At 65.9% G+C, this 21998-nt stretch carries 8 protein-coding genes; all 8 read left to right on the top strand.

Annotation, left to right across the window (positions count from 1 at the left end; all coding sequences use genetic code 11):
* Nucleotide 1 precedes the first annotated feature (1 nt).
* Nucleotides 2-925 (top strand): type II secretion system minor pseudopilin GspK, encoded by a 924-nt coding sequence (gspK, locus tag HBR94_RS26985; protein WP_170045833.1) that lies wholly within the window; start codon nucleotides 2-4, stop codon nucleotides 923-925.
* Nucleotides 922-2034, top strand: a complete 1113-nt coding sequence (gene gspL / locus HBR94_RS26980; RefSeq protein ID WP_170045832.1) for a type II secretion system protein GspL — start codon at nucleotides 922-924, stop codon at nucleotides 2032-2034. The genes gspK and gspL overlap by 4 nt, the downstream gene beginning before the upstream one ends.
* Nucleotides 2027-2554, top strand: coding sequence for a type II secretion system protein GspM (gene gspM, locus HBR94_RS26975; RefSeq protein ID WP_170045831.1), 528 nt, complete (start codon nucleotides 2027-2029; stop codon nucleotides 2552-2554). The genes gspL and gspM overlap by 8 nt, the downstream gene beginning before the upstream one ends.
* Nucleotides 2551-4833 (top strand): type II secretion system secretin GspD, encoded by a 2283-nt coding sequence (gene gspD / locus HBR94_RS26970; RefSeq protein ID WP_170045830.1) that lies wholly within the window; start codon nucleotides 2551-2553, stop codon nucleotides 4831-4833. Before gspM ends, gspD begins: the two co-directional genes overlap by 4 nt.
* 130 nt (nucleotides 4834-4963) lie before the next feature.
* Complete coding sequence (gene gspE / locus HBR94_RS26965; protein WP_115127977.1) at nucleotides 4964-6382, top strand: type II secretion system ATPase GspE; 1419 nt, start codon at nucleotides 4964-4966, stop codon at nucleotides 6380-6382.
* The gene (gene gspF / locus HBR94_RS26960; protein ID WP_170045829.1) at nucleotides 6382-7590 is read left to right on the top strand and encodes a type II secretion system inner membrane protein GspF; all 1209 of its coding nucleotides are present in this window, start codon (nucleotides 6382-6384) and stop codon (nucleotides 7588-7590) included. Before gspE ends, gspF begins: the two co-directional genes overlap by 1 nt.
* A 422-nt stretch (nucleotides 7591-8012) precedes the next feature.
* A complete protein-coding gene (locus tag HBR94_RS26955) occupies nucleotides 8013-9203 on the top strand; it encodes a substrate-binding domain-containing protein (RefSeq protein WP_057438716.1) in 1191 nt (396 codons plus the stop codon).
* 189 nt (nucleotides 9204-9392) lie between these two features.
* Nucleotides 9393-21704, top strand: a complete 12312-nt coding sequence (locus tag HBR94_RS26950) for a filamentous hemagglutinin family protein (protein WP_170045828.1) — start codon at nucleotides 9393-9395, stop codon at nucleotides 21702-21704.
* Nucleotides 21705-21998: the final 294 nt, after the last annotated feature.

Raw genomic sequence — 21998 nt, 5'->3', positions numbered from 1 at the left:
CATGAACAGCCATTTGCCCAGAGCGGCGAAGCAGCGCGGCATGGCGATTATCAGCGCGTTGCTGATCGCCGCCGTGGTGGCGGTGCTTGCCGGGGCCATGCTCACCCGCCAGAGCGTGTTCACCCGCAGCCTTGAGGCCGAACAACTGCGGGTCCAGGGCAGTTGGTTGTTGCAGGGCGCGCTGCAGGCCAGCCGGCAACAGTTGTGGGACGCGCGGCGCAAAGAGGTGCTGACCCGTCTCGACCAGCCCTGGGCGCGCCCCTTTGCCGGGGTGGTCGAAGGGCGCCTGGATGACGAGCAGGGCAAGTTCAACCTGCGCAATCTGGTCAGCCAGCAGCAGCCGGATGTGGCGCAGTTGCAGAGTTTCCAGCGTCTGTGCCAGTTGCTCGGCATCGACCCCAACACCAGCCAGCGCATCAGCCAACGGGTGCTTGCCTCTTATGCGCAGCGTGCGGGTGGCAGTGACGTGAGCAGCCTGCGTAGCACCTCGCCTGAGGCCGCGCAGACTTTGCTGCCGGCCAGGGCGCCGATGTTGCGAAGTCTTGACGACCTTGCCCTTGAGCCGGGTGTGCAGCAACGCCTGGCGGCCTATGTCAGCGTGTTGCCCGACAACACCTGGGTCAATGGCAATACGGCCAGCGCCGAAGTGCTCAGTGCGGTGGTGCCGGGGCTCAGCCTGTCCCAGGCCCAGGGGCTGGTGGCCGAGCGGGACAGCGGGCGCTGGTTTATCAACCGCGGGGATTTCGTCAACCGCCTGAGTATGCCGCAGTTGCTGGTGGACTCGGTGCAGGTGGGAATCACCAGTGAGTGGTTCCGCTGGCACGGCCGCGCGCGGCGCGAGCAGCGGCGGGTGGCGGTCGAAGCGTTGTTGTATCGCCCTGAAGACCGGCAACCCCAAGTGATCTGGTGGCGGGTGGGCGCGTGACGCGCTTGCGCATTGCCTTGCCGCCGCTGGCCCAACTGAGCGCCGAAAGCCTGGTGCACTACGCCTGGTTGGACCGCGCCGGGCAGGTCAGCCGGCAAGGTCAGGCCAGCCTTGGGCAGTTGGCGCAACCGCGCAAGAGCCTGGCGGCCGAGTGTTTCCTGCATCCCCGGGACAGTTTGCTGAGCAGCCTGGAGTTGCCGCAACTGCCGCCCGCTAAAGTGGCGGCAGCCGTGGCCTGCGCGGCCCAGGCGCTGATCCTCGGCCCGGTCGCGCAAATGCAGGTGGTCCACAGCCCACGGCAGAGCAACGGCCAGGTGCAAGTGGGCTGGCTGCCGACGGCTGGCCTGGAACAGTTGCAGCGGGTCCTGGCCCAGGTGCCTATCAGTTTGCGCGGCCTGTACCCGGCGCCCTATGCCTTGCCTGTGCCGCCGGCGGGGCATTTGAGCGTAGCCTGCGTCGACGGGCATCTGCTGCTGCGCCAGAGCCTGCACCAGAGCGCCTTGCATCCCCTGGGGCCACAGGCCCTGGCGGAACTGGTGCAGGCTGGCGCGCAGTTGCATCAGGTCGATGAACACACGCCCGCGCGCTGGCAGGGTGTGGTCCCCGCCTGGGGCTTGCATGGCCACCTCAAGCGCGCCAGCAGCGGTGGCTGGGGCCGGGCGCTGGGGCTCAGTGCCCTGGCGGTGGCGGTCTGGACCCTGGGCCTGAACCTGTATGCCGCGCGCCAGGTGGACGAAGGGCAACAGCTCAAGGCGCGGATGATTGCCCAGGTCAAGCAGGCCTTCCCGCACTTGCCAGTGATCCTCAATCCGCTGCAACAGGCCCGGCAGCAACTGGCCGCCGGTCAAGGCGCCACCGCCGATCCCGGCCAGCGTTTCAGCAGCCTGTTGCAACTGGCGGGCAACCACCTGCCGTTTATGGTCGGCAGCGTCCAGGCGTTGGCATTTGATCAAGGCCGGTTGCACCTGGAGCTGTTGCCCGACAGTCGCAGCCCGGCCGCCCCAGGGGAGTGGCAGGCGGCGTTGACCGAGGCGGGTTTCGCTGCCACCCGCGATGAGCACGGCTGGACCCTCGGGCCGCTCGACAACACGGGAGGCGCCGATGAGTAAGTTCGGCTATCCGTACCTGCGCGGCCAGCTCCAGGGATTCTGGAGCGGCCTGGCCCTGCGCGAAAAGCGCCTGCTGGGCGGCAGCGGGGCGGTACTGGCGGGCTTTTTGGTGTGGTTGCTGCTGATTGAGCCGCCCTTGCAGCAGATTGATTTCTGGCAGGCCGAAACCCCCAAGCTGCGCACCCAGGCCGCCACCTTGCAGGTGCTGCTGCAGGGCGCCAGTGCCGGTGCGCGCGCCGGGCAAGACCTGGAAGGCGCGCTGCGCCAGGCGCTCGACGCTGCCGGACTTAAAGACCGCTATCAGTTGCAGGGCGTGGCGCCTGCCGGTTGGCGCCTGACTTTTACCGACGCGCCGGCGGATGCGCTGGTCGGTTGGCTGCTCGCCAGCCCGCGCGCATTTTCCCTGGAGGTGTCCCACGCGCGCTTGCAGCGTGTGGGCGATACCCCAGAAAACCCGGCCGGCAGCGTGTCCGGGACCGTTCGCATGGATCAGGCGCCTGGCGCTAAGGAAGCTTCATGAAGTGGTCACTTCCCCGTTCAGCGCCGTTTCGCCAGGTGGCGCCGCTGCTGTTGCTGGCGCTCAGTGCCTGCAGCCACACCCCGGCGCCCACACCTGCGCCCTTGCTGGTGGACAGCGAACTCGGCCAGCCCCTGGCCGACACCCGGCGCAATGGCGTGCCCTTGCCCGATCGCCAGCGCGAAATCAGCCCCCAGCCGCGGGTCCAGCACCCGCTGAGCAACCGCGCCCGTGGCCCGGTCGCCGCGCCGGCCAAGGTGCGCAACCCGCTGGGTGACCAGCCGGTGCAATTGAATTTCGTCGACGCCGAGATCCAGGCGGTGGTACGCGCCTTGTCCCGCGCCACCGGCCAGCAGTTCCTGGTAGACCCCCGGGTCAAGGGCAACCTGACCCTGGTCAGCGAAGGCCAGGTCCCGGCGCACCAGGCCTACGACATGCTGCTGGCGGCGCTGCGCATGCAGGGCTTCAGTGTGGTGGACGTGGGGGGCGTGGCCCAGGTGGTCCCGGAAGCCGACGCCAAACTGCTGGGCGGGCCGATCTACAACGCCGCCAGCCCCAGTGGCAATGGCATGCAGACCCGCACCTTCCGCCTGCAATACGAAAACGCGGTGAACCTGATCCCGGTGTTGCGCCCCATTGTTTCGCCGAACAACCCGATCAACGCCTACCCCGGCAACAACAGCATCGTCATCACCGACTACGCGGAAAACCTCGCACGGGTAGGGCAAATCATCGCCGGCATCGACACCCCAAGCGCCATCGACACCGACGTGGTGCCGGTGCAAAACGGCATCGCCGTGGATATCGCGGCAATGGTCGCCGAGTTGCTGGAAACCCAGGGCAACGACCAGACCCAGAAGATCTCCGTGATCGGCGACCCGCGTTCCAACTCGATCATCATCCGTGCCGGCAGCCCGGAGCGCACGGAGCTGGCGCGCAACCTGATCTACAAGCTCGACAATGCCCAGAGCAACCCCAGCAACATGCACGTGGTGTACCTGCGCAACGCCCAGGCCGGCAAGCTGGCCCAATCCCTGCGCGGCATGCTGACCGGTGAGAGCGAAAGTGGCGTCAGTGACGAGGCCCGCTCCAAGTTGAGTGCGATGGGCGGCGCGGGTAGCACCAGCCAGGGCAGCACCCAGAACAGCAGCGGCACGCCGACCGCCAGCGCGGCGCCATCCAGCGGTTATGCCAAGGACAGCACCGGCGCAAGCACTGCCGGCAGTGAGCAGAACACCGCCTTCAGTGCCGGCGGTGTGACGATCCAGGCCGATGCGACCACCAACACCCTGCTGATATCCGCCCCGGATCCGCTGTACCGCAACCTGCGCGAAGTCATCGACATGCTCGACCAGCGCCGCGCCCAGGTGGTGATCGAAAGCCTGATCGTCGAAGTCAACGAAGACGATGCCAGCGAATTCGGCGTGCAGTGGCAGGCCGGCAACCTGGGGGGCAAGGGTGGTTTTGGCGGGGTCAACCTGGGCGGCAGCGGGATCAACGGCACCCCCACCAGCAAGACCAGCATCGACGTGCTGCCCAAGGGCCTGAACATCGGCCTGGTGGACGGCACCGTGGATATTCCAGGGATCGGCCGGGTGCTGGACCTCAAAGTCCTGGCGCGGGCGTTGAAGAGCAAGGGCGGGACCAATGTGTTATCCACGCCGAACCTGCTGACCCTGGACAATGAGGCGGCGAGTATCTTCGTCGGCCAGACCATTCCCTTCATCACCGGCAGCTACGTGACCGGCGGGGGCGGCACCAGCAATAACCCGTTCCAGACCGTGCAGCGTGAGGAAGTGGGGCTCAAGTTGAACGTACGGCCACAGATTTCCGAGGGCGGTACGGTGAAGCTGGATATCTACCAGGAAGTCAGCAGCGTCGATACCCGGGCGTCGGGGGATGCGCGCACGGTGACCAACAAGCGCGCGATTGATACCAGCATCTTGCTGGATGACGGGCAGATCATGGTGCTGGGCGGGCTGTTGCAGGATGGCTATACCCAGAGCAACGACGCAGTGCCGTGGCTATCAGACATCCCGGGATTGGGCGCGCTGTTTCGCAACGAGTCGCGCAGTGTGAACAAGACCAACCTGATGGTGTTCCTGCGCCCCTACATCATTCGCGACAGCGGCGCGGGGCGCAGCATTACGCGCAATCGCTACGACTTTATGCGCCGCGCCCAGGGTGGCTTGCAGCCGCAGCACAGCTGGGCACTGCCGGATGTGCAGGCGCCGCAGTTGCCGGCGGTGGAGAAGGCGATGCCGGGGAGTACACGCCCGTGAGTCGCACCCATTCCCCCTGTGGGGCTCGACAGCTTCCACAGGGGGATGCGGTCGCCTCGAGAATCGGGCTGCCGAGCATGGGCGCAGCCCTGGCTTACTGTGCGCTGAGCCGCCGCAAGGGCGGGTCCCTATGAGCCTGCTCCCCTACGCCTGGGCCAAATCCCAACGCATCCTCTTGCAGCCCACCCCCGAAGGCCCACGCCTGACCATCTGCCCCTCGACCCCCGGCTGGTCGATCAGCGAGGTCCACCGGCAATTCGGCGAGGCCGCCATCGAGCAGGTGCGCGACGATGAGCTCGACGGCCTGCTGGCCAGTGCCTACGCCGATACCGGCAGCGCCGCCGCCGTGGTCGGCGCCGCCGAAAACGAAGTCGACCTCGACCGCCTGATGCAGGACATCCCGGAAATCACCGACCTGCTCGACACCCAGGACGGCGCCCCGGTGATTCGCATGATCAACGCCTTGCTGACCCAGGCCGCCCGCGACGAGGCCAGTGACATCCATATCGAACCCTTCGAAACCCACTCCGTGGTGCGCTACCGCGTCGACGGCACCCTGCGCGATGTGGTGTCGCCGCGCAAAGCCCTGCATGGCGCGCTGGTGTCGCGGATCAAGATCATGGCCCAGCTCGATATCGCCGAAAAACGCCTGCCCCAGGATGGACGCATCGCCCTGCGGGTTGCCGGGCGGCCGATTGATATACGGGTGTCGACGGTGCCCACCGGCCATGGCGAACGGGTAGTGATGCGCCTGCTCGACAAACAGGCCGGGCGCCTGCAACTGGAAACCCTGGGCATGGACCCGCAGCTGTTGGCGCGTCTCGATGGCCTGATTCGCCAGCCCCACGGCATCGTGCTGGTCACCGGGCCCACTGGCAGCGGCAAGACCACCAGCCTCTACGCCGCCCTGGCGCGGCTGGATGCCAGCACGAGCAATATCCTCACCGTGGAAGACCCGGTGGAATACGACCTGCCGGGGATCAGCCAGATCCAGGTCAACGCCAAGATCGACATGACCTTCGCCCTGGCCCTGCGTGCGATCCTGCGCCAGGACCCGGACATCATCATGATCGGCGAAATCCGCGACCTGGAGACCGCGCAGATCGCCGTGCAGGCTTCCCTCACCGGGCACCTGGTGCTGGCCACGTTGCACACCAATGACGCGGTGTCGGCGGTCAATCGCCTGATCGACATGGGGGTCGAGCCGTTCCTGCTGGCCTCGTCGCTGCTCGGTGTATTGGCCCAGCGCCTGGTGCGCCGCCTGTGCCCGCACTGCAAACAGCCTGACCCGGCGGCCCCCGGCACCTGGCGCCCGGTGGGGTGTGGCCAGTGCAACCAGGTCGGGTACAGCGGCCGCACCGGCATCCATGAATTGTTCTGCGTCGATGACGCGGTGCGCGGCCTGATCCACCAGGGGGCCGGCGAGCAGGAGATACGCGTCGCCGCGCGCCACGCCGGGATGTTCAGCATGCGTGAGGATGGCGAGCGTTGGGTGCGCAGCGGTGCCACTGCGCCGGAAGAAATCTTGCGTGTAACACGGGACGCCTGATGAATCGCTATCGCTACGAAGCCGCCGATGCCAGCGGCAAACTGGAAGCCGGGCACCTCGAGGCCGAGAGCCAGGGCGCGGCCTTTGCCAGCCTGCGCAGTCGTGGCCTGACCGCGTTGCTGGTGCAGCTCGAAGGCAACGCCAACGTGGCAGACAACAGCCTGTTCAGCGCCAAACTGTCGGACAACGACCTGGCCTGGGCCACCCGCCAACTGGCCAGCCTGCTCGGTGCCAGCCTGCCCCTGGAAGCGGCACTGAGTGCCACGGTGGAGCAGGCGGAAAAAAAGCATATCGCCCAGACCCTCAGCGCAGTGCGCGCCGATGTGCGTAGCGGCATGCGCCTGGCCGATGCATTGGCCGCGCGGCCACGGGACTTCCCGTCGATCTACCGGGCGTTGATTGCGGCGGGGGAGGAGTCCGGCGACCTGGCCCAGGTCATGGAGCGCCTGGCCGACTACATCGAAGAGCGCAACAACCTGCGGGGCAAGATTCTCACGGCCTTTATCTATCCAGGGGTGGTGGGGTTGGTATCCATCGGCATTGTGATTTTCCTCCTGAGCTACGTGGTGCCGCAGGTGGTCAGCGCCTTTTCCCAGGCGCGCCAGGACCTGCCGGGGCTGACCCTGGCAATGCTCAATGCCAGTGACTTTATCCGCGCCTGGGGCTGGCTGTGTTTTACCGGCCTGGTCGCGGGCTTCTGGAGTTGGCGCCTGTACCTGCGCAACCCCGTGGCGCGCTTGAACTGGCACAGCCGGGTCTTGCGCCTGCCGCTGCTCGGGCGGTTTGTGCTGGGGCTCAACACCGCGCGTTTCGCCTCGACCCTGGCCATCCTCGGCGGTGCCGGCGTGCCCTTGCTGCGCGCCCTGGAAGCGGCGCGCCAGACCCTGTCCAACGACCGCCTGAGCCAGTGTGTCAGCGATGCCACGGCCAAGGTTCGCGAAGGGGTTAACCTGGCGCCGGCCCTGGCGGTGGAAAAGGTCTTCCCGCCGGTGCTGATCCACCTGATCGCCAGCGGCGAAAAAACCGGCGCCCTGCCGCCGATGCTGGAGCGGGCGGCGCAGACCCTGTCGCGGGATATCGAACGGCGGGCCATGGGCATGACTGCATTGCTGGAGCCGTTGATGATCGTGGTGATGGGCGCGGTGGTGCTGGTGATCGTGATGGCGGTGCTGTTGCCGATCATCGAGATCAACCAATTGGTTACCTGACCTGTGAAGATTGCGCCGGTGCAAATGTGGGAGCTGGCAAGCCACACACCCATTTGGATCGGTGGTGACTGGCTGCAAGTCAATTACCTGACCCGCCCATCACCCAGCCTCGGGTTCGTCATTGCGTCATCTTTGCCCCCCCTGCGCACGGCCCGCCCGCCATCGTCGAAACACTCCCTGAAACCTCGCTGTCACCCACCCCGATAAAAGCCACAATCATTGCCAAAACACCCGAGAATCTTTTTAAAAATCAAGCTGTTCCTCCCGAGGTTTTTTCCCTTATCTGTCATCGGAAACTGCGACCTTCGTGTCCATGGCCTCGCCCCGCAAGCCCGCTGGATCACGGCGTGTGAACCGAGTGCCATGGCGTCATGCAAGAGCCATCTACCTCAACGTATGAATACGACGAAAGGAGCTTCTTCATGTTTAAGCGCAACGTTCTCGCGGTATCCATGACCCTCGCGGCCCTATGCTCGGCCCAGGCTGCATTCGCTGATGTCAACGGCGGTGGCGCAACCCTGCCACAGCCGCTGTACCAGACGCCTGGCGTACTGACTGCCGGTTTCGCCGCCTACATTGGTGTCGGCAGCGGCAACGGCAAGGCCGCGTTCCTGGAAAACAAATACGACAAGCTCGTACCCGGCGTGACCACCAAGAACGTGCACTGGGCCGGCAGCGACTCCAAGCTCAACGCCACTGAATTGTCCACCTATGCCTCTGCCAAGCAGCCAGGCTGGGGCAAGCTGATCCAGGTGCCGTCGGTGGCCACTTCGGTGGCCATTCCTTTCCGCAAGAGCGGTGCCAATGCGGTTGACCTGAGCGTCAACGAGCTGTGCGGTGTGTTCTCCGGGCGTATCAACAACTGGAGCCAGATCACCGGCGCTGGCCGTAGCGGTGCAATCACCGTGGTTTACCGCAGCGAAAGCAGCGGCACCACCGAACTGTTCACGCGCTTCCTGAACGCCAAGTGCGCTGAAACCGGCAGCTTCGCCGTTACCACCACCTTTGCCAACAGTTACAGCGGTGGCCTGCCGGCCGGTGCCGTTGCGGCTACCGGCAGCCAGGGCGTGATGAATGCCTTGAACGATACGACTGTCGCCGAAGGCCGTATCACCTACATGAGCCCTGACTACGCCGCCACCACCCTGGAAGGCCTGGACGACGCGACCAAGGTCGCTCGCGTCGGCAAGGACGTGGCAAGCAACACCGAAGGTGTATCACCTGCTCCAGACAACGTTTCTGCGGCGATTGATGGCGTTTCGGTGCCCGCCGTGGCTGACCGTGGCAACCCGGACAAGTGGGTGCCTGTGTTCGGTAAAAACGGCGTGGCCGGTGTGGTGCCTTACCCAACGTCGGGCTACCCGATCCTGGGCTTCACCAACCTGATCTTCAGCCAGTGCTATATCAACGGCACCCAGTCCAACCAGGTCCGTGACTTCTTTGCCCAGCACTACGGCGAGACCGTGAACAACGATGACGCCATCCGCGCCAACCGTTTCGTGCCGCTGCCTGACTCCTGGAAAAGCGCGATCCGCAGCAGCTTCCTGACCGCCAGCAACCCGCTGAGCATCGGTAAGACCGACGTCTGCAACGGTATCGGTCGTCCGCTGTAACGCCCGCGCTCCTCGACCTGCAACCCCTGATCAGCAACGGCCTGTGCCGTTGCTGATTTTTTATTGGCTCACCCCGTAGCCGCTGCCGAGCCCAGATGAATTTTCCATGACAGAAGTTCAGTCCTGCTCCTCGCCAACCGCCTACCTCCCATACGTGATGTGCATCTCCACACAGAAGGATGATTCCAGATGGTCCGCTGCAAACCACCGGTAAACCTGAATGCCCGCGGCCCGAGCGGCCAGACTGTCTTGCGCCTCAAGCCGCTGGCCCATGCCATTGCCTTGTTGCTGGTGGCGGGCAGTGCCCAGGGGGCCACGGCGTTCAGTTCCGGCTGGTTTGCCGCCAAGGGCGCGTCCCAGGCAGCCACGGCGGCGCGGCCGGGGGCGCAGGTACCGGGGATGCCGCCGCCGTTGTCCCAGCAGGCGCGGGTCAACCAGCAGATGCAGCGCTCACTGAGCACCCTCAACAACAGCGTAGCGGCGATTGCCGCCCAGCAGGCTGCCCAGGCGGCCGGGCGCCAGGCCGCGTTGGGCCAGGTCTCGACGATTCCCGACGGCTTGGGCAGGGGCGGTTTACAGGTCGATAACAGCCTGACCCAAGGCTGGATCAACGCCAAGGGCCCGACCCAAAGCCAGGCCGGTGGCCAGACCACGGTGAGCATCGAACAGACCGCCGACAAGGCCATCCTCAACTGGGAAACCTTTAACGTCGGGCGCAACACCACCGTCGACTTCCAGCAGCAGTCCAACTGGGCCTTGCTCAACCGCGTCAATGACCCCAACGCGCGCCCCAGTGAAATCCAGGGCCAGATCAAGGGCGCTGGCACCGTGATGATCATCAACCGCAATGGCGTGGTGTTCAGCGGTAGCAGCCAGGTCAACGTGCGCAACCTGGTGGCGGCGGCGGCGGCGATCACCGACGAGCAATTCACCCAGCGCGGGATCTACTTCGACGCCACTGGCACCCAGCCAACGTTCACCGATGCCGCGGGCAAGGTCCAGGTGCAGCGGGGGGCGCTGATCCAGACCCATGACGCGGCGACGTCCACCGATGCCGGTGGCTACGCCTTGCTGTTGGGTACGGAAGTGGAAAACGCCGGCACCCTCATCACCGCCAAAGGCCAGACGACCCTGGCCGCCGGCGACAGTTTTTATATCCGCAAGGGCGTGGGTACCGCCGGCAATGCCCGTTCCACCACACGCGGCAATGAAGTCGCCAGCAGCCTCAAGGCCGGCAGCAGCGCGGGCAGCGTGACCAACAGCGGGCTGATCATGGCCGCTACCGGCGACATCACCCTGACCGGGCACACCGTGCAGCAAAACGGCGTAGCCCTGGCCAGCACGTCGGTGGACACCCGTGGCACCCTTCACTTACTCAACTCGGCCAGCGACACCACCGGCAGCGTCAGCCTGGGCGAAGGCAGCACCACTGCGATCCTGCTCGACAGCAGCGGCACCACCGCGCTCAACAACCAGCGCGAAAATGGCCTGGTCAATCTCGACGGCCTGGTGAACCCCCAGGCCAGCGGGCAGTTCAATAACCTGGGCAGGGTGGCCGACCGTACCGATCAGTCGCGCATCGAGATCGTCAGCGGCGGCACCGTGGACTTCCAGAAAGGCTCGATAACCCTCGCCACCGGTGGCCAGGTCGCGGTCAGCGCCGGCCAGCGCAGCCTGGTGCGCGAGGGGGCGATGATCGACGTGTCTGGCGCCATCGGCGTCAAGGTGGCGATGCAAGCCAACAACATCAAGATCAACGTGCAGGGCAACGAGCAGCGCGATGCGCCGGTCAACCGCGATGGCGGGCAATTGATCAACAACGATGTGTGGGTCGATCTGCGCGAATTGGTGTTTGTGCCGGCGGGTACCAATGGCTACGCGACGGACCGCTGGTACACCGCCGGCGGCCTGCTGGAAGTCGGTGGCTATCTGGGCACGCAAGGGCACTCGGTGGGCGAGTGGATGGCCCAGGGCGGTACCGTGACGTTCACGGGGGATGATGTGGTAACCCAACAGGGTGCGCAGATCAATCTGTCGGGCGGCACCGTGGATGTGCAGGGCGGTTATGTCCAGCAAACCTGGCTCAAGGGCCCGGACGGGCGCTTGTATGAGCTGTCGAAGGCACCGGGCGATATTCTCTACACTGGGCTTTACAAAGGCTTTGCAGACACCAGCGAACGCTGGGGCCGTACCGATCTGTACTACAACCCGCTGATCGCCCCCCAGCGACGTTTCGAGGCCGGTTATACCGTGGGCCGCGATGCCGGCAAGTTGGTGATCGGTACCGGCAATGCGGTGCTTGAAGGGCAACTGATCAGTGATGTGTTCCAGGGCGAGCGCCAGACCCAGGCGCCGAACATCAACCTCGACGGTTACCAGCAGTCGCAGAAGGCCCAGGCCCAGCGTGCGCAACTGATCATTGGCCAGTACACGCCGATCTTCAACAAAAGCACCGGCACCCTGCGTTACGCCCTGACGCCGGGTATGGAGAAAGTGCTGATCGAAGGCGGCACACAAAAAATCGCCGCCGGCCTCGACCTGGGCACCGCGCTGCCGGCCGGTCGCCAGGGCTCGCTGGTGCTCGACAGCGAGCAACTCAACGGCTTCCGGTTGGGGGCGATCAAGGTCGGCGCCAAGCAGCAGATTACGGTCAATGGTGGGTTGTCGGTGGCCGACGGTGGCGATATCACCCTGTACGGGCCCCAGGTGGCGGTCAACGCCAATCTGACCGCCCACGGTGGCAGCCTCCACGCCGGCAACGTGCTCAGTCAGGTCAACCTCAATCGGCAGAATGCCGTTGAAGAGGTGATTCTGGCGGGCAGCGGGCACGTCGCGGTGGCCGCCGGGGTGGTGCTGGATGCGTCCGGGCGTTGGAACAACCTGGCCCTGCAGCCGTCGCTCACCGAGGGTGTGGCTTACGCCAATGGCGGCAAGGTGGCGCTGCGTGGCACCGGCGATGTGAGCCTGGGGGCACAGAGCCTGGTGCAGGTGTCTTCGGGCGCTACGGTCGGCCAGGATGGCAAGGTCAGCGGTGGCAAGGGCGGCAGCGTGACGTTGCGCGCGCAGGGCGCTCTGGTGTTGGGCGGTGAGATTCGCGGTTATGGCGTCAGCGGTGGCGGCACCCTGGCGTTGCAGTCGCGCCAGGTATTGATCGGCGATGCAGGCAGCCCGGACGCGGGCACCCTGCACCTGGCGGGGGACTTTTTCAAGAAAGGGTTCTCGGCGTATGACATCACCGGCAACGAAGGGTTGATTGTTGCTGACGGCACCCAGGTCGGGGTCGAGGTGCCGGTGTACCGGGTTGGCGAGCAGGTGCAGACGCTGCCGAGTGGCACTGATCCGGCGAGCCTGATGCAGGTGTGGACGCCTGAGTTGTATCAGCAGGACGCGCTCAAGAGCGTGCTGAGCCAGCGTCGCGGTGCCAGTTTGAGCCTCACGGCCGGGCACCTCGACTCCAGCGCTGCGCAATTGGCCAGCACCGCGCTGAGCGTCGGCCAGGGCGCGGTTATCACGGTCGATCCGGGCCAGGCCATCAATTTGCGCAGCGTCGGCCAGTTGACCGTCAACGGTACGCTCAACGCCTGGGGCGGTAGCGTCAGCCTGGGCGGGCTGAATGTGGCCAGTTCCGAGGCGGTGAATGCCGCAGGTCATGGGCGTTCGATCTGGGTCGGCGAGCAGGCGCTGATCGACGTGGCGGCGCGGGCGGTGAGCGCCGTGGACAATCGTGGCCGCCACTATGGCCTGGTGCGCAACGGCGGCAATATCAGCCTCGGTGGCACGATCAACCTCGCCACCGGCATTGCCCAGGCCAGTGATGTGTTTGTGGTGGTGCGTGACGGTGCGCGCCTGGAGGCGTCCGGGGCCCAGGCGGACCTGGACCTGCCGGGCCAGGGCCGGGTACCGGTGGCCAGCAATGGCGGCAGTATCAGCCTTGCCTCCAACAATGGCCTGTACCTGGACGGGCGCTTTGTGGCCCGGGCCGGTGGTGCCGGGGCGTCGGGCGGTAGCCTGGCCGTGGCCCTGGAAAGCCCTTACTACCTCAAGAGCGCGGTCAGCGACCGCGTGCTCAAGGCGCGGGAACTGTTACTCAGCCAGACCCACCAGCCCAGCACGCTGGCGGGCACTGCCGAGGCCGCGGCCGCGGAACTGGAGTACGGGCATGCTCGCCTGGGCGTGGACCAGGTCAGCGCCGGCGGGTTCGACAACCTGGCCTTGCTGAGCAATGGCCTGCTGAGTGTTGACGGTGATCTGTCGCTGCACATGGGCCAGAGCCTGCGTCTGTACAGTGGCGCTCTGGGGCTGAGTGAGCAGGCTGCGCAGAATGCCCGGGTCAATCTGTCGGCACCGCACCTGCTGTTGGCGGGCATCCTTGCGCCCTTGGAGGCCAAGGACCAATACCTGCATCCGGTGTTGACCAGCGCCATGTCGCAACACGCCAGCCAGGCGCAGTTCACTGCCAGTGCCAATCTGCTGGAGGTGCGCGGCAATGTGTTGTTCGGCAACAAGAGCAACCTGACCCAGGCCGACAACAGCCAGTTGAGCGTCGACCGCCGTGGTTTCGATGACGTGCAGCTGAGCAGCCAGGGCGACCTGCGTTTTCTCGCGGGGGCCAGCGCCGATGCGGTCGCCCAGGGGATCAGTACCCAAATCATGACCCGGGGCGACATGACCCTGCAGGCCGCGCAGTTGTACCCGGCCACCGAAGTCGGCGCGCGGGTGCTGGCCGGTTACCTGGATGGGGTTGACGGCTACGACCCGACGCGCACCCTGACCATCGCCCGTGCCGGCAACGAGACGGGCGCGGTGCCTTACTCGGCCTTCGGTCGCCTGCAACTGGGCGGCCCGAGCATCAGGCAGGGCGGGGTGGTGCGTGCGCCCCTGGGGTTGATCGAGGTCGGCATCCTGGGCACCCACAAGGTCGAACTGCTGCCCGGCAGCCTGACTTCGGTGAGCGGCAAGGGCCTGGTGCTGCCCTACGGCGGCACGGTGGATGGCCAGGTCTACCAGTACAACGGCAAGACCGTGTCGTTCCTCGGCCAGGGGGCGATTGCCAACCTCAATGGCGATCTCAACGTGGGGGTAATCCTCGGTGGGCAATCGGTGGCGGTGCTGCCAGAGGCCACGCTGGACCTGTCCGGCGGCGGCGAACTGCTCGGTGCCGGGTTTATTTCCGGCCGTGGCGGCTCCACCGATGCGCGCTATAACCCACTGATGCAGGTCGGCACCCACGGCGGCTTTGTCCTGCCGGGCCTGGGCAGTAACCCGGTGTACGCCATCGTGCCCGGCGCGCAACCGGGTTATGCCCCGGTGGCCCCGGAGGGGGGCGCAGTCGATCCGTTGCTCGGCCAGCAAATCACCCTGGACGCTGGCGTCCCGGGGCTGGCCGCAGGCACCTATACCCTGATGCCCTCCACCTATGCGCTGATGCCGGGGGCGTTCCGTGTCGAAATCAACGGCCTCGCGGGGCGCGGCACCGAAGAGGTGCCACAGGCGCTGCGCAATGGCTCCTGGTCGGCTGCCGGGCGCTTGTCCATCGTCAACACCGGGATCAGTAACCGGGTCGCCAGCCAGGTAATCCTGACCTCGGCCGACACCCTGCGCCGCTACTCCCAGTACAACGAAACCGGCTATGCGCAGTTCGCCGTGGCTGATGCGGCCAAGCTCGGCGTGCCACGGGCGTTGCTGCCGGTGGATGCCAAGACCCTGAAACTGGCGTTGCACCCCGGTGGTGGGGCGAACGCCTTTTCGTTCGCCGGTATCGGCCGCTTTGAGGCGGCCACCGACGGTTTTGCCGGCACTGTTGCAGTGATGAACATGGGAACCGGCGGGATCGAAATAATGGCGCCAGGCAAGGCCGCCACGGAGGGGTTCGAGGGTGTCAGCGTGGGGGCGGCCAGCCTCAATGCGCTGGGCGCGGCACGCCTGATGATTGGCGGGATGACCCAGGTTTCGTATGGCCAGAGCGGCAACTACATCAACGTGGTCGGTGCCAACAGTAGCTCTATTACCTTGCGTGAAGGGGCGAGCCTGGCCGCACCGGAAGTGTTCCTGGTGAGCTCCACCGGCGAGATCGTCATGGAGCAGGGCGCCTCGATCAATACCCTTGGCCGGGGCAAGGCCAGTTATGACGCACGGGACGGTTTCGTCTACCAGGTGGCGAATATGCTGGCGGTCTCCAACGGTTTGCTCAACGTGGTCAACGCCTTGCAAGCCGGTGGCGCAGCCAGTGGCGGGATCAATCTGGGGGCGTGCAACAGCGCGCCCTGTAGCGGCCAGACTGCCCTGTATTCCGAGGGCAGTATCGTCGCCCTGACCGACAAGACGTTGCAGATGGGGGATGAGGTGCGCTACGGCACCCGTCACCTCAACCTGGGGCTGGCGAGCATTAACGTCGGCAGCCCTGAAGCCCTGGCTGCGGCCGCCGCCGGCAATCGCCTGCCGGCCGGCATGACCCTGACCCAGCAGGTGCTGGACCGCTTGTTGCGTGGTGACACGCAGTTCGGCGCGCCGGCCCTGGAAACCCTGCAACTCTCGGCCCGCGACAGCTTCAACTTCTATGGCTCCAGTGCCCTCGACACCTATGACGCGGTGACCGGCAAGTCGTTGCTCAGCCGCCTAATGCTGTCTGCCCCGGCGATCTACGGCGCCGGCAGCGCCAGTGATGTGGCGAGCATCCACACTGCCAACCTGATCTGGCTCGGCGCTGAAACGCCGGCCGTTGCCGCCATCGACGGCGGCGCTGGCAGCGGTAATGGGCGCCTGGATATCCAGGCCGAACGCATCGAATTCGGCTATGGCGACTTTGCCCAGCCGAGCACGACCAAGCGCTTCGATCGCCTGGCGCTGGGGTTTGCCCACGTCAACCTCAGTGCCAGCGAGCGCATCACCGCCAACCACAAGGGCAGCCTGTCGGTCTATCAGCGCCAGGGGGCCTATGATCCGCTCAAGGGTTTTGCCTATACCGGCGGCGACTTGAGCATTCTCACGCCACTGCTGACCGGCGAGGCGGGCTCGGTAAATCGCATCACCGCCGGCGGCACCCTGGATATCGGCGCCTCGGCGGGGGCCCGGGGCAAGGTCGAGGGCCTGGGCGGCGAGCTGTCGCTGCAGGGCGACAGCATTCGCCTGGCCAGCGCGGTGGTGCTGCCCAGCGGCAAGGTCACCCTCGACGCCCGTGGCGACGTGGTGTTGACCGATGACGCACTGATTGATGTGGCCGGTCGCGCCATCATCTTCAACGACCTGACTAAATATGGCGCGGGGGGTGAGGTATCGCTGCAAAGCCGCGAAGGCAATGTGCTGCAGGCCACCGGCTCAACCATCGACCTGTCGGCGCAGCACAACCAGGCGGGCAAGCTGCGGGCCGTGGCCGTGGGTGACGCAGGCGGTGTGGTTGACCTGGCAGGCAAGCTTCTGGCAGGCAGCAGCGGTTTTTACGATGCCGGCGGTACCCGAGTGCCGTACCTGGCCGGTGCGGTTGAAATCCAGGCCCAGCGCCTGGGCACCAGCGGCATCCTGGACGAACAGTTTGCCGCCCTCAACCAACGGCTCAACCAGGGCCAGGTGTTTGGGGCGCGCAGCTTCCAGCTCAAGCAGGGCGACCTGAGCATCGGCAATGAGGTCAAGGCCAACAGCGTCAGTGTCTCGCTGGACAACGGCAGCCTGCGCGTCACCGGGCGGGTGGATGCCAGTGGCGAGCGGGTGGGCAGCATCAACCTGACGGCCAAGACCGGCCTGACCCTGGACGGCAGCGCCGTGCTCGATGCCCATGGCAGCCAGTTGCGGGTGGACAGCCATGGCCAGATCATCGACGCGCCGAACCGCGCCATGGTGGTGCTGGGTTCGGGCCAGGGCCAGTTGACCCTGGCCGATGGCGCGCGCATCGACCTGCGTCACGGGACCGATGGGGGCGTGGGCCATGACGGTCGCAGCCGTGGCACCCTGGAGCTCAATGCTCCGCGCCTGAACAGTGATGACATTGCCATTGATGCCCGTGGCCGCCTGGATATCCAGGGCGCGCGCTCGATTGCCCTCAACGGCATGATCAGCTACGACGATGCGCCGACCAAGACCGATGCCACGGCCAGTGGGCGTCCGTACCAGGTGATCGACCAGAAGTACCTGGACAAAAAACATGAGCTGAGCGTGCTGTTTATCAACGCAGCCCTCAACAACCACGACCTACTGAATAACAAGCTCGCGGGCCTGAATAACGCCACGTACGCCGATGCCTTGCATCTGCGGCCGGGGGTGGAGATTGTCAGCAAGACGCCCCAGGGTGACCTGGTGGTGCAGGGCGACCTGGACCTGTCCGGTTATCGCTACGCCAGCCTCAACCCACATACCCAGAAAAACCCGGATGTGTATGGCTCCGGCGAAGTCGGCCGCCTGACCCTGCGTGCTGGCGGCGACTTGAATATCTACGGCAGCATCAACGACGGCTTTGCACCGCCACCGCCGAGCGACGATGACAACGGCTGGGTGCTGCTCCCCGGGATCAATTACACCGGCGGCACCCAAGTGGTGCCGGGCACGGGCGTGACCCTGGCCGACGGCACCAAGTTTCCGGCGGGTGCGATCCTCAACTTCGATGTGTCGATCAAGGCCCTGAGCCTGGCGAACGGCACGCGGTTGCCGGTGCCGGTGACCCTCAGCCAGCCCCTGGTACTGCCTGCCGGTACGGTGCTGGCGGCGGCGATACTCGACGGCTCGGGCACACAGCTGTTCGCGGCGGGGACGCTGCTGAGCCAGAGCCAGACCCTGGCGGCCGGCACGGTCCTGGGGGCCGGTACCCTGTTGACCAGCAACACCAGTGTCAGGGCGATGATCTGGCCCAAGGGCGTGCCATTGCCCGGACGCCTGGGCAGCACCGCGTTCGTGACCCTCAATGGCAGCAAGGCACTGCCCCGTGGCGCCTTGTTGCCGGCCGGCACCGATGTGAAGTTGGCGGGCAATGCGAAGTCGGTGAAATTGCGGGTCGAGGAGGCCGGCCGCCAGGGCAAGAACTGGGGCGTTGCGCCGATGCTGACGGAAGGCTCCCAGGCGTGGGCGATCCGCCTGGTGGCCGGGGCTGACACCCAGGCGGTCGACAGTAGCAGGCTGCAAGTTTCTCCAGTGACCGGCAACCTGCGTCTGGCCGACAGCCATTACGGCATGTTCGCCCAGGGCGTGCTGGTCTGGACCGAGCAGGGTTCCATCGACAATTACGGCGACACCAGCATGGTCGGCAAGCCCGTGAGCCCTGGCAACCTTGGAACCTGCACGGACTACCCCGGTTCCTGTGAGTCGGGCGGCGATGCCTACAGCCTGGTGGCCGGGGGCAGTAGCCGTTTCAGTGTGGTCCGCACCGGCGCCGCCGACCTGGACCTGCTGGCCGCTGGCAATCTGAGCATGGAATCGCTGTACGGGGTCTACACCGCTGGCAGTTCTTCCACGGGCACCTCGGCCAACGACCCCTACAACCTGCCACGGGCGCTTGGCGAAAACGCCAAGGTGCTGGGCAATAGCGTGGGTGGCAACGAGAAACTGGTCAATGGCAGCGCAGACAGTGTGTACCGCGCCTGGTATCCGGAGGCGGGCGGCAACCTGTCGTTGAAAGTGGGTGGGAACCTGACCGGTAACATCACCAGCCCGTCACTCAGTGCCTCGGGGCGTCCGGTCCGCAACGATCGCGGCCAGGATTCGGCGAATGTCGGCAACTGGTTATGGCGCCAGGGCAATGGTTTGAGTGGCTCGGCGGCACAAGCGACGGCCTGGTGGATCAATTTTGGTACCTACGCCAGCAACCTTGCCCTGGCGGGGGGCGCCGACCAGATGGTGGGCTTCACCGGCTTCGGTACGTTGGGCGGGGGCAACCTGAATGTCGACGTGGGCGGCGATGCCGGGATCATCCGGCCATTGGCTGCCGGTTATGTGCCCCAGGCGGTGAACTTGCGCAGCCAGGGGTTGGTGTTGGCGGTGGGCAGCACCGGGCGCGTGGCGGCTGACGGCAGCCTGCAACTGACCGGTGGTGGCGACTTGAGCCTGCGGGTCGGCGGTGCCGTGAATCCAGGTAGTCAGATTACCCAGGACCACCTCAATGGCACGCTGGTGAACCTGCGTGGGCACGTGCAACTGACCGGCGGCGCCCTGGGCAGCCTGACCTTGCGTTATGGCAGCCGGGTGATCGACCAGAGCCCCGGCGAAGTCCGCGCCTATGATCCACTGCGCGCCACGTCAGCCGCGGCGGCCGGTGGCTTGAGCCTGTTGCCCGGTGATGCCACCTTCAACCTGGCCACCCGTGGCGACCTGGTGCTGCAGGATGTGGCCGATCCAGGGCGCGTCGCGCAGACAAATGCCTTGGCCTACGTTAACGACGGGGTCAACGGCGTCGGGCAGAGCTGGTTCAGCCTGTGGACCCGCAACACGGCAGTGGACCTGTTTTCGGCCGGTGGCAACCTTACGCCGCTGACGCAAACGCTGGAGACGGATATGGCGGCGGTCTATCCCGCCACATTGCGTGCGGTGGCCGCCAGCGGCAGCCTGTATTACGGGCGTGCCGCGACCGCCAACCCTGGCGCGCTGCCACCGCTGGCGGCACTGGTGCTGGCGCCATCGGCCAACGGTCAATTGCAATTGCTGGCTGGGGATTCGATCTATGGCGGCGACCTCACCGTCAGCCGTTCCAGCGCCGCGCCGGACAGCATGGCGACGATCCTCAACCCGGCGTTCCTGGGCTTCGTCAACTCCCTGCCCATCGCGGGCAGCGGCAACCTTTCCGGCGATAGCAACATTGCGCGCCTGGGGCTTTCCCCGCTGTTCACCTTCGGTGCCAACACGGCCAGCACGTCGTGGGGCGATACCCTGGAACCTGCGCGTTTTTATGCGTTGAGCGGTGACCTGCTGGGCGTCAACAGTGGGCGTGCCCTGACCATCACCAGCGCTGGAGACCCGCGTGTGGGGCAAACGTTTTATGAGGGCGCAGGCCCGGTCTGGATGCGGGCGGGGCGTGACATCGTCAGCAGCGGCACGCGCCTGGGGGGCGCCAGCGGTGGCGAAGTGGATACCGGTGAATATGCCTTCGACGCCAACCTGTTCGTGCATAACGGCCTGACTGACATCTCCATTGTCAGTGCCGGGCGCGACATGCTCTACAGCAGCTTCAATGTCGCAGGGCCCGGCACCCTGGAGTTGACGGCAGGGCGCAACCTCCTTATGGAGGACAAGGTCAGCGTCAACAGCCTTGGCGCCGTGGCCGCAGGTGACAGCCGTCCCGGAGCGAGCATCGTCATGCTGGCGGGTGTTGGCCCCAACGGCCCGGACTACCGGCGCTTTGTCGAGACTTACCTGAATCCTGAGAACCAACTGCAGACGGGCGAGCCTTTGACGCTGCTGGGAGGCAAAGTCGCCAAGACCTACGAGCGCGAACTGGCCGGGTGGCTGGCCGAGCGCTTAGGGTTTGTCGGTGACAGTGAACAGGCCCGCGCCTACTACGCGGCGCTGCCGGCGCAGCAACAGCGGGTGTTTGCCCGTGAGGTGTACTTTGCCGAACTCAAGGCCGCCGGCCGCGAATACAACCAGGCTGGCGGCGTGCGCGAGGGCAGCTATGTGCGGGGGCGGGCGGCGATTGCCGGGTTGTTCCCGGACAAGGACGTGGCCGGCAATGCCATCGCCTACAAGGGCGATATCACCCTGTTCGGCGGTGCCGGGGTGCACACCAACTTCGGTGGCTCGATCCAGATGCTCACCCCGGGCGGTGGCCAGACATTCGGCATCGAGGGGGCGGCACCGCCGTCCACCGCCGGGGTCATTACCCAGGGCGCGGGGGATATCCAGCTGTATTCCCTGGACAGCATCCTGCTGGGCCAGAGCCGGATCATGACCACCTTTGGCGGCTCGATCATGGGCTGGTCCGCCGCAGGCGATATCAACGCCGGGCGGGGTTCCAAGACCACCGTGGTCTACACCCCGCCACGGCGTGTGTATGACAACTGGGGCAACGTCAGCCTGTCGCCGTCGGTGCCGAGTACTGGTGCGGGGATCGCCACGCTAAACCCGATCCCGGAAGTGCCGGCAGGGGATATCGACCTGATTGCGCCGTTGGGTACCATTGACGCCGGTGAAGCGGGGATTCGTGTGTCGGGCAATATCAACATTGCCGCGCTGCGGGTGGTCAACGCGGCGAATATCCAGACCCAGGGTAAATCGTCCGGGGTGCCGGTGTCGGCGGCGGTCAACACCGCGGCCATGAGCTCAGCCAGCGCGGCGGGGGCAGCGGCATCCCAGGCCGCCGAAGACGCGGCCCGCAACCAACAGGCTGCAGCGCGCCAGGGCCGGGCGTCGATCGTCACGGTGGAGGTGCTGGGGTTTGGCACCGAGCCGGTGCAACGCCGGGAGGAAGAGGCACGCCGGGCGCCGACCTACAACCCTGACAGCCCGGTGCAGGTGCTGGGGGCGGGGCCGTTGAGCGAACAGGCCAAGGCACGGCTGACGGATGAGGAGCGGGGGCAGATCAGTTTGTAAGGTTCACACGGTGGGCTCGTCTGCGATGGGCATAGGTAGCTACACAACTCTTTTCTGGGGTTGTGTACATATCCGTTGCTGCGGTCACGGCCACTTAGGGTTCCGCCCTTACGGCGGGTCACTTTTGGAAAAGAGCCCCAAAAGTAACCAAAAGGGCTCCTGCCCCACCACTCGGCACCTCGCCTAGGCTCGGTGTGCCCGTCATCCGACATTGATTTGGGGGGCCGCCGCGATGGGCCATCCATGGCCCAGCGCGGCTAACCCGGCGTCCTGCCGGGTTACCCCCCAAATCAA

Origin of the sequence: Pseudomonas sp. WS 5412, assembly GCF_012985615.1 — a bacterium.
In the GTDB taxonomy this organism is placed as follows: domain Bacteria; phylum Pseudomonadota; class Gammaproteobacteria; order Pseudomonadales; family Pseudomonadaceae; genus Aquipseudomonas; species Aquipseudomonas shahriarae.
The sequence above is the reverse complement of the archived record's forward strand: the minus strand, read 5'-3'. Positions and strand labels throughout refer to the sequence as shown.

What these genes read in the sequence shown, in the direction of transcription:
- gspK (WP_170045833.1), top strand. Translation starts at nt 2, where the DNA reads ATGAACAGCCATTTGCCCAGAGCGGCGAAGCAGCGCGGCATGGCGATT.
- gspM (WP_170045831.1), top strand. Translation starts at nt 2,027, where the DNA reads ATGAGTAAGTTCGGCTATCCGTACCTGCGCGGCCAGCTCCAGGGATTC.
- gspD (WP_170045830.1), top strand. Translation starts at nt 2,551, where the DNA reads ATGAAGTGGTCACTTCCCCGTTCAGCGCCGTTTCGCCAGGTGGCGCCG.
- gspE (WP_115127977.1), top strand. Translation starts at nt 4,964, where the DNA reads ATGAGCCTGCTCCCCTACGCCTGGGCCAAATCCCAACGCATCCTCTTG.
- gspF (WP_170045829.1), top strand. Translation starts at nt 6,382, where the DNA reads ATGAATCGCTATCGCTACGAAGCCGCCGATGCCAGCGGCAAACTGGAA.
- HBR94_RS26955 (WP_057438716.1), top strand. Translation starts at nt 8,013, where the DNA reads ATGTTTAAGCGCAACGTTCTCGCGGTATCCATGACCCTCGCGGCCCTA.
- HBR94_RS26950 (WP_170045828.1), top strand. Translation starts at nt 9,393, where the DNA reads ATGGTCCGCTGCAAACCACCGGTAAACCTGAATGCCCGCGGCCCGAGC.